The organism is Brachybacterium sp. AOP3-A1-3, from assembly GCF_052378285.1.
Taxonomy (GTDB): Bacteria; Actinomycetota; Actinomycetes; order Actinomycetales; family Dermabacteraceae; genus Brachybacterium.
In genome coordinates, this window is the sequence record NZ_JBQSXM010000004.1 from 333,167 (window position 1) to 346,446 (window position 13,280).

At 65.0% G+C, this 13,280-nt stretch carries 10 protein-coding genes; 8 read left to right on the forward strand and 2 right to left on the reverse strand.

What is annotated here, in order from left to right:
• The first annotated feature begins 27 nt into the window (after positions 1-27).
• Genes ACT3T5_RS08905 through ACT3T5_RS08920 form a run of 4 tightly spaced genes read left to right on the forward strand, consistent with a single transcriptional unit; the run spans position 28 to position 8,637 of the window.
• Positions 28-3,642, forward strand: a complete 3,615-nt coding sequence (locus ACT3T5_RS08905) for a phage tail tape measure protein (protein ID WP_444594215.1) — start codon at positions 28-30, stop codon at positions 3,640-3,642.
• A complete protein-coding gene (locus ACT3T5_RS08910; RefSeq protein ID WP_444594216.1) occupies positions 3,639-4,424 on the forward strand; it encodes a hypothetical protein in 786 nt (261 codons plus the stop codon). Before ACT3T5_RS08905 ends, ACT3T5_RS08910 begins: the two co-directional genes overlap by 4 nt.
• Complete coding sequence (locus ACT3T5_RS08915) at positions 4,425-6,704, forward strand: hypothetical protein (RefSeq protein ID WP_444594217.1); 2,280 nt, start codon at positions 4,425-4,427, stop codon at positions 6,702-6,704. It begins immediately after the preceding gene.
• Positions 6,697-8,637, forward strand: a complete 1,941-nt coding sequence (locus tag ACT3T5_RS08920) for a glycosyl hydrolase family 28-related protein (RefSeq protein WP_444594218.1) — start codon at positions 6,697-6,699, stop codon at positions 8,635-8,637. The genes ACT3T5_RS08915 and ACT3T5_RS08920 overlap by 8 nt, the downstream gene beginning before the upstream one ends.
• On the opposite strand, the gene ACT3T5_RS08925 is transcribed toward ACT3T5_RS08920, so the two are convergent.
• The gene (locus ACT3T5_RS08925) at positions 8,624-9,499 is read right to left on the reverse strand and encodes a hypothetical protein (RefSeq protein WP_444594219.1); all 876 of its coding nucleotides are present in this window, start codon (positions 9,497-9,499) and stop codon (positions 8,624-8,626) included. The two genes, ACT3T5_RS08920 and ACT3T5_RS08925, sit on opposite strands and share 14 nt — an antisense overlap.
• Positions 9,500-9,624: 125 nt before the next feature.
• Between ACT3T5_RS08925 and ACT3T5_RS08930 the strand changes: the two genes are divergently transcribed.
• From ACT3T5_RS08930 to ACT3T5_RS08945, 4 genes are read left to right on the forward strand one after another with little or no spacing between them, the layout of a single operon-like run.
• Positions 9,625-11,367 (forward strand): peptidoglycan-binding protein, encoded by a 1,743-nt coding sequence (locus ACT3T5_RS08930; RefSeq protein WP_444594220.1) that lies wholly within the window; start codon positions 9,625-9,627, stop codon positions 11,365-11,367.
• Positions 11,368-11,411: 44 nt separating this feature from the next.
• A complete protein-coding gene (locus tag ACT3T5_RS08935; protein WP_444594221.1) occupies positions 11,412-11,705 on the forward strand; it encodes a hypothetical protein in 294 nt (97 codons plus the stop codon).
• Positions 11,698-12,603: a hypothetical protein gene (locus ACT3T5_RS08940; RefSeq protein WP_444594222.1), complete on the forward strand. Its 906-nt coding sequence runs from the start codon at positions 11,698-11,700 to the stop codon at positions 12,601-12,603. Before ACT3T5_RS08935 ends, ACT3T5_RS08940 begins: the two co-directional genes overlap by 8 nt.
• Positions 12,600-12,905 (forward strand): hypothetical protein, encoded by a 306-nt coding sequence (locus tag ACT3T5_RS08945; RefSeq protein ID WP_444594223.1) that lies wholly within the window; start codon positions 12,600-12,602, stop codon positions 12,903-12,905. Before ACT3T5_RS08940 ends, ACT3T5_RS08945 begins: the two co-directional genes overlap by 4 nt.
• Before the next feature lie 175 nt (positions 12,906-13,080).
• Here the strand turns inward: ACT3T5_RS08945 and ACT3T5_RS08950 are convergent.
• Positions 13,081-13,280: hypothetical protein (locus ACT3T5_RS08950; protein WP_444594224.1), on the reverse strand; the 200-nt coding region annotated here is incomplete at its 5' end.

Here is a 13,280-nt window from a genome sequence, read left to right on the forward strand (position 1 = left end):
TTCTCTCCAACTTCATAGGGGGCATCCGTGGCCGGAAACCGCAGTATCACAGTCACTCTCCGGGCGAATGTCGCGGACTTCAAGAACCAGTTCGATGCGGCGACGAAGGCCGCCGAGCAGACCACGAAGGCCACGGAGGACTCTGCGAAGCGGTCGCAGACTGCGATGGGGCAGATGGTCCGGTCCGCCCAGGATAACCGGCAGGCGTGGACTACGGCAGGCGCAACGCTGACCGGCTTCGGCGCAGCGGCCCTGGGTGGTCTCGGTCTCGCTACGAAGGCTGCGATGGACTGGGAGTCCTCGTGGGCTGGCGTACAGAAGACGGTTGACGGCACCGCGCCACAGATGGCCGAGCTCGAGGCTGGCCTGCGAGGTCTCGCGCGCGAGCTTCCCGCGTCCCATCAGGAGATCGCTGCGGTCGCTGAGGCTGCGGGTCAGCTCGGCATCGAGACGCCGAACGTCCTCGGATTCACGCGCACGATGATCGACATGGGCGAGGCGACGAACCTCTCCGCCGAGGAAGCCGCGACCAGCCTGGCGCGGTTCATGAACGTCATGGGCACCTCGCAGACCGACGTCGGCCGGCTCGGCGCGTCTGTCGTGGGGCTGGGCAACAACTTCGCGACGACCGAGTCTGAGATCGTGCAGATGGCGCAGCGCCTCTCCGGCGCGGGTGCGCAGGCTGGGCTCACCGAGGGCGATGTGCTCGGCATGGCTGCGGCGATGTCCTCTGTGGGCATCGAGGCTGAGGCCGGCGGCTCTGCCATGTCGCAGACGATGAAGCGCATCGGCAAGGCGGTCGACGAGGGTGGCGCATCGCTGGACCTGTTCGCTCAGGTCAGCGGCCTCACCGCCGAGCAGTTCTCGACGGCCTGGAACGACAATCCGGCGATGGCGCTGGACAGCTTCATTAACGGCCTGTCCGGTGTCGAGTCGCAGGGCATGACCACGAACGGCGTGCTGACCGAACTGGGCATCACGGGGATCCGCGAGTCGGATGCCCTGCTGCGCCTGTCTGCCGCGTCGGGTCAGGGTGCGGACGGCATGTCTCTACTCGCGGGCGCTGTACAGCAGGGCAACGACGAGTTCGAGAAGGGCTCTGCGCTGATCGAGGAGGCTGCGAAGCGCTACGAGACGGCCGAGTCGAAGATCGCGATGGCGAAGAACTCGCTGGTGGACGCCGGTATCAGCATCGGTGGCGTGTTCCTGCCCGTGGTGGCGGATGTTGCGGATCGTGTCGCGGACATGGCGGGCGCGTTCGCTGACCTGCCTGGTCCTGTTCATGGCGCCGTTGGCGCACTGGGTGGGATCGCAGGGACCGGAGCCCTCGCGGCGGGCGCGTTCCTGCTGATCTTCCCCCGCGTGATGGATACCGTGCAGGCGTTCAAGACGCTCAAGGCGGACAATGCCGCTGTCGCTTCGGGTCTCGGCAAGGTCGCGGCTGCGGCAGGCGTCGCCGCGGGTGCTTTCGCGGTGCTCAACGTCGCGTCGTCGGTGACCGAGTCGTTCCGTGATGGAGCGGAGCAGGCCGAGCTGGTCGCCGCGCAGCTGCTGAACGTGTCGCAGTCCGGTGACATTACCGCCGAGTCGATCAACGGGCTCGTATCGTCCACCGTCCCGTTCGGCGTGTCCGTGCGGGGCGTGGGCGATGCGCTCGACCTGATCGACACTGATCCGATCTCGGCCGGCGTCGAGGGCCTGACGAAGACCCTCCTGGGCGTGCCCACCACGGTCGATGTCGCGACGGAGAGCCTGACGTCTCTGGACGGGGCGCTCACCCAGCTCGTCGGCGGAGGATTCCTCGAGGAGTTCTCCCAGTCGTTCGCGGAGGCCGTGAAGGACGCTGAGGCGTACGGCTACACCGCCGAGGATCTGATCGCGCAGATGCCGGGGCTCCGCGAGGTGCTGACCCCCATCGCTACCGAGATGGGCCTGCAGGCCGACAACGCGACGCTGGCGAAGATCGCCATGGAGGGCCTTGACCCTGCTGTCGTGTCGGCCGCTTCCGGCATGGAGGACGGTGCCGCAGCGGCCAGCGAGCTCGAGGAAGAGCTGTCCGGTGTGGAGCAGGCCGCTACGGATGCTGCGGCCGCGACGGAGGACTACTACAAGTCGCTGCGTGACCTGTCGAACGAGTTCATCACCGCCGAGCGTGCCGCGATGGACTACAAGGAGTCTCTCAAGGAGGCCGGTAAGGCCGTCGACGAGAACGGCAAGCACTGGGAGGACGGCACCAAGGCTGCCGACGCCAACAAGGTCGCCCTGCTGGACCTGGCGGACCAGGCGCTCAAGACGGCGGACTCCCTCTCCGCTGAGGGCAAGTCGGGCACGTTCCTCGAGAAGGCCCGCGAGGATCTGATCGACGTCGCTACGGAGATGACCGGCAGCAAGGAGCTGGCTGAGGAGTATGTCGATCAGCTGCTCGGCACGCCCGAGGAGATCGAGACGCTCGTCAAGCTCGAGACCGACCAGGCGAAGGCTGACTGGGCGGCGCTCTGGGACGATCTCGGCTACAACCCGCCCGAGGTGCCGATCAGTGCGGATACTGCCCCCGCCGAAGGCGAGTGGGATGAGTTCACCACGGGCATCCTGTCCGAGGAGCCTCCCGAGGTGCCGGTCGACGCGGACACGTCGGGCGCGCAGGAGGAAGTCACGATCTGGGGATCCCAGGTCGGTGACGTCTACACCGCGCCGGTCCCTGTGGCGGCAGACATTGAGCCTGCGTCGAATGAGGTCAACCGCCTCGCACTGGCGGTCAACAGCGCTGGCGGGACGATCACCATCAACGGCAACACTGTGCCTGCGGATGCTTCCCTCGACACGATCATGGGGATCATCAACAACTCCGATGGCACCGTGACCATCGACGGCACGACGTACCCCGCTGACGAGGCGCTGGATGCGGCCATCGAGGCGATCAACCGCTCCGGCGGCACCGTCACGATCGATGGCAACAACGATCCTGCGAACTCTGCAACGGACAGCGCTAAGGGCCACGCGGACAACTCGACGGGCACGATCGACGTCGACGCTGCGACGGGTGGCGCGGAATCGGACATCACCGATACGGCTCGTCCACGCAGTTCGCACATCACGGCGTCTGCGTCTACAGGGTCGGCCAACTCGGCGATCAACAACGCTGCCCGTCCTCGCACCGCGGTCATCAGCGTCATGCAGAAGTTCGTGGGCGGATCCGCTTCGGGGTCGGCGACGATCAAGAAGGCCGCTGGTGGCGCTGTCCACGGCCCTGGTACGGGCACGTCCGACTCGATCCCGGCGATGCTGTCGAACAACGAGCACGTGTTCACCGCGAACGAAGTGTCTCGTGCGGGTGGACATCAGGCGGTCTACTCGCTCCGGCAGCAGCTCCTCGCCGGCGCGAAGACGCTGCACCTGGCAACGGGTGGTGGTGTCGAGAACGGGTCCGTGGCGCCTGTGCAGTATGCGCCGGCATATCAGCAGGCCCCGCCCCAGCAGTCGGGCCCGTCGACGCTGACCCTTGACGGGGCGGCGCTCGGTGCGCTTGCGGACGCGGTCCGTACTGGCGCGTCGCAGGCGACTCTGACGATGTCGGATCGGGTCGCGGCATCCACCTATCAGCGCGGCGCGTCCGCATCACGAGCATACGGGGGCAAGAAGTGAGCGCGTTCATCGTCACGGGTGGTGCCCTGCTTGAGGTGGGGTGTCCGTCCAGCCTGAACCGCGAGACGGCACAGCAGGTGTCGTTCACGTCAACGCTGGGCGGGAAGCGGAAAGCGTTCATTCGCCGGGGAGGCCGCCGGACATGGTCCATCGACGTGTCCATCGCCCGTCCCGGCGAGGTGTCGACCATCGAGGCGGTCGCCCGGAACATAGGGCCTTACGGCTGGTACGGGCCGGAGGCTGCGATTGGGAACCTTTTCTCGCCGCAGGCGACGGGGTGGGACCCGAACCCGTCGAACGGGACCGATGTGGGTCTTGCGAAGCTCCCAGACGGTTCGATCGCTCACGCAGTTGCACATACCGGTGAAGATCCCATTTCGGTGGGCAACGTGCACGGCGGCTTCGAGGCAATCCCGATACTCCCAGGCGGAACCGTTTCTGTCGGCGTATGGGCGATGGGGGGAGTGCAGGCATCTGGTGCATGGCTGGACCAGTCCCTTGCCCCCATCGGTGACTGGCAGGCGTCTGCTCTTTCATTCGCGAACTGGGAATGGTCACAGGACACCCTGACTCCCCCTGCGGGTGCTGCGTTCGTGACGGTGACCCTAAGCGGCGGCGCACAGTACGCCCGCCCTTCTATTTCGTGGGGCAACGTTGCACGGGATGAGGGTGGGACGGGATGCCCTGCTGCGGTGATTCACTCCCCGCACCATTCCCCGCTCGCTCTCTGGCAGGGGGCCAACTACACCGAGTCCAGCTACAGCATCACAGAGGTGGGGTAAATGCAGCAGCCAATCCAGCGGAGTGACGTGTACGAGCCGAAACTGTCTGCCGTTGTCGGCGGAATGGATGTGGACGCCTCGTCACTGTCTTTGGATCGCGAACTGTCAGATTCACTGCCGGGAGCGGGGAGGTTCACGGCGGCGACGGGGGAGCTAACGGCAACGGTCGGCGATGATGTTTCGCAGGTCGTTTCTACTCCGTGGGATGCGGGCACGACGTGGCCCCCCGCCCCGGAGTCTCCGGTTGCTATCGGAATAGACATGGGCGCCGGCATGGTGCCGGTCCTCGCCAACGGGCGGGCGACTGCACTCTCTGGTGGCACCGATAGCCGGGCGACACATATGAGTATCGCGGATCAGTACCAGTCTCTGGACCGGATGATTTCTTGGGACGCTTTGGCGGGCGCGATGCCTTCGGAAGCCGATGGCGCGATTGCCCGTTACGTGGGCTTGCAGTCCTCGGCGGTCACGGACATGATTCTGCGGCATTGTGGATGGTATGCGACGCCGCCCGCGATCTCATTCCCAGCTCTGTCTGTGCCGGCTATGGGCACCATGTGGCCGGAGCGTGGTTACTGCGTAAGTTCAATCAAGCTTAGCGACCCGACCGGCAACCCAGATTGGGTACGGGAGCCGTGGGGAGTGGGTGTCAAGGATGTAACGGCTCGATACAAGATGGCCGTAGACTATTCCGTAAAGGATCGCGGGCGTATCGAATTGATGGCCTACCTGGGTCAGGCGACCGGAGATGGCATGTACATGGAGGCATCCTCTAGTGCGGGCGCTTTCCGGCTAGTATGGAGGGATTCGGAAGTCGCAATTTCCGTCACCTACCCGAGTGGCAATCTAGTTACTGTCGCGAGCCTGCCTCGAATGCGAGGCGCACTGGCAATAGCATCCATCGAGTACGTATCGGACACGACGGTGCTTGTGTGGCTGAGCGTCGATGGCTCCTCGACTTCTAAGGCAGTCACGATCGACCCCTCCCTCGTGACCACGCCGGTGACTGACGCGACCATTACGGGAAGAGCAGTGGGCAGCGGATTCCAGATTGGCTTCCCGCCCTCACGTGGCCGCTGGCAAGGCTGGAAGCCCAACGCTGTCATCCATGTGCGCGGGTCCTCCCGCAACTCGCTCCGGGTGCTCCCTGGCGTGATCGGGGAAAACTGCGCGGACCTCCTGCAAGCACAGTGCGCGGCAGAGGCGGCAACTTACTGGATTGATGAGGCCGGCGTCCTGCAATGGTGGGATCTTGCGCAGCTTGAAGCACGCGACACTGTCGCAACGTTAACGTCCGCCGAGGACATCACGGATTCGGGGTTCACGTGGTCACATGATCTTTCGTCTGTGAAGTCGCAGGCAGTCGTCAAGTGGCGCGAGCCGCTCCTCGAGTGGTCGACAAGGGATGCCGTCGACCTATGGCAGGGCGGCGGGAAAACGTATTCTCCGAGCGATCCTGCTACGGAGGAATGGATTAACGTCCCCGACGATGAGGTGTGGCTGCTCCCTGACCTGTTCTTCGAGCGGGTCGGCAGTGCCGGGAGCAACAACTTCAACCTCGGCATTGGCTCCTGGTATGGCGGAGTCAACCCAGGACAGGGTGCGAGCGCAGACACGTGGGCCACGCCGGAAATTGCAGCCAATCTCAGTATCGAACGGGTCGGACGCAACTTCAAGCTGGTCACGTCCTGGAGTGGGTCCCAGCCGATGGTTGCGAGCACACTTGGAGACGATGCCGCGTCATGGCTGTGGATGCGTCGACGCAACTTCGACCTGCCTATCCTTCGCGGCAAGGGAAAGTTCACATTCGGCGACCAAATCACGAACTCGGATCAGAAGGGGCCGAGCGCCGCCCCGGAACACGAAATCGACGCCGGATGGTGGATTCAGCGTGAATCTCAGGCCCGGTACACCGCTGACTATGTGGCGGCACGGATCACCGTCCCGCAACCAGTGTTTTCCTCAATCTCTATCGTCCCCGTACCTGGCTTGCAGTTGGGCGACACGGTCACGGTAGATGACACGCATGTTACCCGCCTGACAATCCGAGGCCTGATCGTGCAGGACTCTCGCACTATGTCCGCTACCGGCGCTGGGCTCGATGTCACGCACAGCATTGCCCTGCGTCCGACCGCGATTTCCTATAACGGGATGACGTGGCAGACATGGGGTTCTGTGATGTCCGAAGCAAATACGACATGGGATGACTGGGGTTCCAGTCACCGATCCGTCCAGTGGACGCAATGGGCTTCTGGCCCACTAGGAGGCAACCATGGCTGATGTCCTGGATGGCAAATTTGTTATCCCCGCTGGCACCGACTACATTTCTCGGTCGGGCGTGCAGGAGCTCCGCACATTCGGAAAGGGTGTGGCTAACGCATTCCGGGGCTTGGAGACCGCATATGACGTGGCGGTCAGGTCGGGCTTCGAGGGGTCCATCGAAGAGTGGCTGGACTCTCTGACCGGACCCAAGGGCGATGAGGGGCCATACGGTGGCACCGTCGTGACTGACCCTCAGGTTGCGCAGCTGATTGCCACAGCAACGTCGACTCGGAAGTCTCTCGATGACGCATTCCGCACGTTCGTGTCTGTCAAGGAATACGGGGCGACAGGTGACGGCGCTACCGATGACACGGATGCAGTGCGCGCAGCGATCACTAGCAACCCCGGCCAGAACGTTCACTTCCCTCCGGGGCGCTACGTCCTGACCGACGTGTTTGATATCCCGGCAGGAACGATTCTAAGCGGTGCAGGTAAGGCTATGACGACGCTGGACTGGTCGGGAATGGCAGAGTGGACCAATGGATCGACTGACGCGTTCCTGAAGTGGGAACACGGTAGCCTCACGGACCCCGCCACCCCCACAGTGGACATCGAGCGAGGCTCGGCGTCAATCACTGTCCCATCCGGCCACCCCTACAACGTGGGTGACATTATCCGGCTTACGTCGACGGAGATTGTCGCGGGCGAGGCGGTTAAGGCAGAATTTCAGCGCATCGTGCAGATTGACGGCGGCACCCTGCATCTTTCCACGTCGACGTTCGACTCGTATGACCGCGCATCTGATGCGAGGGTTGAGCGCGTCAATCTTGTGGACGCCGGAATCTCGGGGATGACTATCGTCGGCAAGGGCCTAAACCCCGCATCCCTGGTGAATGATGGTGTCGACTCGAACCGTGGCGACTCTGGTGTGCAGATGACTCTGGCACGGAACGTGACCATTGCAGACATGGGGTTTGAGAAGGTCGAGAACAGGTGCGTCCGACTGAACTCTTGCCTCGGCGCGGAGGTTACAGACGTACATTTCATGTTCGATCCTGCCAGGGTTCGACTGCAGTACGGGATCTCAATCAACGGCGCAACCCAAATGGTATCCATTCGTGGCTGCTCATCCTGGAACGACCGGCACATGGTGACCACGTCCACGTCGACATCTACTTCGAGCGGATACGAGCCGTACCGTGGCATTCCGCGTATCATCACGATTACGGGGTGCACGGCCCATGGGTCGTGGCAAAACCCGATCGATACCCACCGTGGCGGGGAGTATCTAACGATTGTAGGGAACGCATTCACGACGGAGGCTGTCGGCGTCAAGGTACGCGGGACACAAATACTCGTCGCCGGCAACGTCATGCTCGGCAAGCGGACCAGTATCTATGACACCTCCCTGACGGGGGTGCGCGTCCTGAACCGGTGCGAAGATGTGCGCATCACCGGCAACCTCATTCGAGGATTCTCTAATGGTGTCCGGTTCGAGATCCCAGACGGTTCTACTCGTTCGCTGGTCGTGTCGGATAACTCGATTCTTGACTGCGCCCTCCCGGTCGTAGCATCTGCGGGTAGTTCCACCATTGCTGAACTGCGCATCTCGGGCAACACTCTGCGCTCACTAGGCGACTACCCAGTCTTCATTGCCGCTACGGTCACGGACCTAGAGATCGTCAACAACGTTGTCGAAGGCGGACGGCAGGGCGTGAGGGCAGTCAACAATGGATCGGAAGCCATTGTGCGTGCACTAATCCAAGGCAACGTGTGTCGCGGGCAGAGCGGAGAGGCCATGTATCTACGCAACATTTCCGATGCGCTCGTGACGGGCAACTTTGCGCCGGGCAAGGTAATCCAGGTTCTTGGGAGTTGCTCAAACGTCGTCGCCGGGGTGAACCACGCCATCTTAGATGACCAATCCAGCCCTGGGATCACTCAGCTGTAGCCTCCACCTGGAACGGCGCCTGCTGGTAGGCCGCGAGGTCTTCCGGGCGGGGAGGCCTCGCCTCCCCATCAATCGCGGCCGCGAGCACCTCTTTCAGCACCTCCTTCGGAGGCCGGACATGGCCTGGGCCAGCGTCCACCAGGAACGGGCTCACAGCATGCCCCGGTGGCAGAGCATCCATGAATGGCGTGAAGTGCTTCTTAACGTGTCTCGTATCGCCAGTGTTCTGGATGTACCAGACGCGGGTCGGGCTGCCTTCAACGTAGGCCCGCCCCGCGTCAGTCTCGGTCGCCACATCAGATATTCCAGTGGAGCTCGTATCGAGGCCCCACCCAAGCCGGAGCCACGCATCGACCAGTGCTTTGGAGAAGTTCCCGATCTTGATCTGGGGATTCACGGGCACAGCCAGTGAATTGGGAATGCGCGCGGCATAGTGCAACGCGGCGAAACCCCCGCCCGAACCTCCGAACATCACCGCTGGGCGTCCCTTCGGAATGAGGGCCGCGAGCACCTTAGTGATGACGTCCTGCAGGTCCGGCTGGCAGCGGTTCCCTGCGAACCAGCCAAGGGTCAGGTCGTCATCTAAGTACAGCGTGGGGTCCGTGATGAATATCCGGTCTACTGGCAGTCGCTGCGATATTCCAGCTCCGGGGAACATCGGCAGCTGTGTGAACCTGCGCGAGACCGCTGCATGGAAGAACACCATGGTCGTCCCGTAGCCGCGGGGATCGTACTTTACATCTAGCGGGACCCCTCCGTGCATGATTGTCAGCACGCCTGGTACGCACTCGGGGGCTTCAAGGAACTCTGGAAGCGAGCCATAGACGGCATGGGCTTCTGAGGTGATGAGACGTTCGCGCATGCCCAGATCTTATCCGCCGTCGCCACACTGGCCGCGCTCAACGCCTGCCCCACACCCCTCGAGCCCCTCGCCACATGGCAGGGGCCTTTCTCATGCCCGCACAGCGGGAGAACGGAGCACCCATCATGGCCCTGCTGACCCTCTCGCGAGGCGATAGGCGACTCGTCGACCTGCCTACCTCGTGGTCGAACCAGGGACGGGATGAGCAGCTGCAGAAAGCCGCGGCCGAGTCCCTGTCGAACTTCCTCGCCCTCGCGGTCGCGAAGTCCGGCGCGAACTTCCAAATCTGGGACGCACACCGCTCCATGGAAGAGCAGATCGCGATGCTCAACCGGAACTATCGGCGCGTGTCCCGTGCCCGCTCGAAGTCCTCGGACCGCAGCTGGGGCGGGTCGACATGGGAGAAGCGCGCCGGGCGCCCCAACACCGCGTCTCCCGGCTGGTCCAACCACGGCTCCGGCCTCGCGATCGACGTGCACCCCGGCCCGATCCAGGAACTGTTCAAGGCTGAGGGGCGCGACTGGGGATGGTCATGGACGGAGGGTCAGGAGAACGGCGAGGATTGGCACTTCGTGTTCGACCTGCCGAACCAGTACGCGTCCCGCGGTTGGCTCGACCACGCCTGGGTGCAGAAGATCGTCGGCGCGAAGATCGACGGGAAGATCGGCGTCGGCACCGTGAAGCTGATCCGGGCATGGCAGGCCGAGCGCGGCCTCGAGGCGGACGGCATCGTCGGCCCCGGCACGAAGGCGGCGATGCTGGGAAAAACCGTCGCTGACGCCGTCGGGGATGCCATCTCCGCGCTCCCCCCGGTCGTCGGCAGCCCACATTCGACCGAGCTCGCCCCCGCCGTCGATGGCCTGTTCCCGTGGGCGGACACCACCACCCAGGCATTCGACGATGCCTTCACCGGTCAGTCCTATACGGGCGGCACCCCGAAGGGGCTGCTGCACTCCACCGAGACCGGGACCTGGCCGGGCTACGGCGGCGGCTCCTCCGCCCCGCACCTCACCGTCCGCTTCGACACCGCCACCGAGACCGCGCAGGCACGTCAGCACTTCAAGAGCACTCGCCCGGCGCGCGCCCTGGTGAACAAAGCCGGCGGCGTGCAGACGAACAACGAGCAGGTGTTCCAGATCGAGCTGATCGGCACGTGCGACCGGGCGTTCGCGACGAAGCACGGCTACCACTACCTCCCCGACCTCCTCGCCCAGGAGTGGGCCAGGGACGCGCTCGCGGGGATCCTCGCCGCCGTCTCCGAGACGCTGGGGATCCCACTGTCCACCTCGGTCACCTGGGCCCGCTACCCGGGCTCCTACGGGGAGAAGGCCGGCCAGCGCCTCACCGGGGAGCAGTGGACCGGCTACGCGGGATGGCTGGGCCACCAGCACGCCCCCGAGAACGACCACGGCGACCCCGGCGACATCCCCATCGACGCGGTGCTCACCGCGGCCCGCGGCGGCGTCGCGGCGCCCGTCACTCCCACGCCGCCGACCACCACGCCTCCCGCAACGCTCCCCACTGGAAAGGCTCTTCTCGTGGCCCTCATCGCCGCCCCCGACTTCCCGCTGCTCCGCACCAGCGCCCACCGCTGCTACTACGGGCCGAAGGATGGCCCGAAGGAGTCCGTGTCCGGGCATGTTCCGAACTCGCTGAACCCCGGTGACGTCGGCAAGTCCGGCTCGGAGGGCCTCAAGACCTGGCAGACCCAGATGAACGAGCGCGGCTACGACCTCAAGGTCGATGGGAAGTTCGGCGACAAGACCGCGGCCGCCGCCGACAACCTGCAGCGCCTCGCCGGCATCACCCGCGACTCCCAGATCGGCCCCGACTGCTGGTACGCCGCCTACCTCCTACCGATCCAGTGACCCCGGCGTCGACGCCCGCACACGCGGGGAGGTGAGGACATGGCATGGACTGGGATTCCCTCGGACCGCTCTCGCTCGTCCTCACCGCCGCGGCCGGCATCGCAGGCGGAGGCATCAAATGGGTCGACACGATCCGGCAACGGAGGCGCACCCAAATGATCGAGGCCTTGAAGTTCCGCCTCGCCGCCGAGGAGAAAGACCACGCCGAAGCAGAGGACGAACGCGACCAATACCGGGCCGCGTACTTCACCGCACGGGCCACACTCCGCGCCTACGAGAAGCAGCTCGTCTCTGCTGGCATCATCCCGGACCCTGAATGGGAGGAACCCGATGTCTGACGCGGAGCGCGGGGATCAGATGATCGCCGATTCGGAGAAGCGGGAACGCCGCACCGTGTGGGCGTCCCGTATCGGCTGGGCGGCACTGTCGATCCTCCTGGTCGCCCTCGTCGCCGTGCAGGTCCGCGCCTACCAGATGGGCCAGGACCGCGAGGACAGGATCGACGCCCTACAGGAACAAGCCGTCGACTCCGACTCCGCCGCAACGGAGGTCGCGCAGGACAAGCAGAACCAGGCGCAATCGATCCGGGAACTCTGCGAAGCCGGAGCGATCAAGCAGGACGACGCCGGGAAGGCCGTCTGCCAGGAGGCCGTCGAGGCATCCGAGGCGGACCCCGCCGAGACGGTCGCACAGGCGAAGGGCGCCACCGGGCCACAGGGACCTCGAGGCCCCGCAGGCGTGGCCGGGAACGACGGTGCCGATGGTGAGAACGGCGACGACGGGAAGGTCGGTGTCGCTGGCCCCACCGGCCCGTTCGGCGACCCCGGCGACGACGGCACGGACGGCGCCCCCGGAACAGCGGGAGACCCCGGAGCCGTCGGGGAGCCTGGCGTGAACGGAGAGCCCGGTAGCCCGGGCGCTACGGGCGAGGCAGGGAGCAACGGCTCTGCCGGTCCGAAAGGCGATACCGGAGATGCGGGCGCGAAGGGAGCGACCGGAGACACCGGCCCTGCCGGTCCTGCTGGTGCCGTTGGCCCTTCTGGTCCTCCCGGGGATCCGGGCGAGGACGGCACGAACGGCTCCAACGGGCGCGGCATCCAGTCCGCGACATGCAGCACTGACACCGGACGCTGGCAGATCACCTACAGCGACGACACCACCGAGGATGCGGGGCCGTGCATCGTCACCCCCGAATCCCCCGACCCCACACCCACCCCCACGGAGGACACCCCATGAACACGCACCGCGCCATCACCCCGTCCACTGAACCGGTCCTGACGACTGCCGGCATCACTGCAGCTGTCGCCGCCGTGATCGCCCTGATCGTCGCGTTCGGCGTCGAACTGTCAGAGGCCCAGACGACCGCGATCCTCGGCGTCGTCGCCGTCGCCGCACCGCTCGTCGTCACCATCGCCCGCCGCTACGTGACCCCCTCGTCCAGCGTGGTCGAGCTCGATGACGGCGGCATGATCGTCGCCGGCAAGGGCCACGACACCATCGCCGAGGGCTCCCGGATCCGGGCCGTGCACGATGCCTGACGGCCTCCACTGGCAGTGCCGCACCTGTGGAGCCATGTGGAACAGCGAAGCCGCACGAGATACGTGCATGGCAATCGACGCGGACGACGACCGCGACGCGAGACGACGATGACATGACAGCGCCCCACCCCTCAGCTACGGCTGGTGGGTGGGGCGCTTTCTTCATGCCCAGTACTCAGACATCGTCCGGCCTGGGCACGATCACTGGCGCGTCCCGATCGAGCTCGATGTACCGACGGCCATCATCGTCGTAGGGCACTGCCAGGTGCACGCCGATGGGGCCCGACTTCGCCCACTGAACGCCCTCGATCGTCGTGCACAGCTCGGACCCATCTGGCAGGTCGATCGTGGCTGCCCTGCCCACGAAGTTGTGGT

Bases quoted from the DNA above. Each gene is read 5' to 3' on its own strand.
- ACT3T5_RS08920 (WP_444594218.1), top strand. From the start codon at position 6,697: ATGGCTGATGTCCTGGATGGCAAATTTGTTATCCCCGCTGGCACCGAC.
- ACT3T5_RS08925 (WP_444594219.1), bottom strand. From the start codon at position 9,499: ATGCGCGAACGTCTCATCACCTCAGAAGCCCATGCCGTCTATGGCTCG.
- ACT3T5_RS08915 (WP_444594217.1), top strand. From the start codon at position 4,425: ATGCAGCAGCCAATCCAGCGGAGTGACGTGTACGAGCCGAAACTGTCT.
- ACT3T5_RS08940 (WP_444594222.1), top strand. From the start codon at position 11,698: ATGTCTGACGCGGAGCGCGGGGATCAGATGATCGCCGATTCGGAGAAG.
- ACT3T5_RS08930 (WP_444594220.1), top strand. From the start codon at position 9,625: ATGGCCCTGCTGACCCTCTCGCGAGGCGATAGGCGACTCGTCGACCTG.
- ACT3T5_RS08935 (WP_444594221.1), top strand. From the start codon at position 11,412: ATGGACTGGGATTCCCTCGGACCGCTCTCGCTCGTCCTCACCGCCGCG.
- ACT3T5_RS08945 (WP_444594223.1), top strand. From the start codon at position 12,600: ATGAACACGCACCGCGCCATCACCCCGTCCACTGAACCGGTCCTGACG.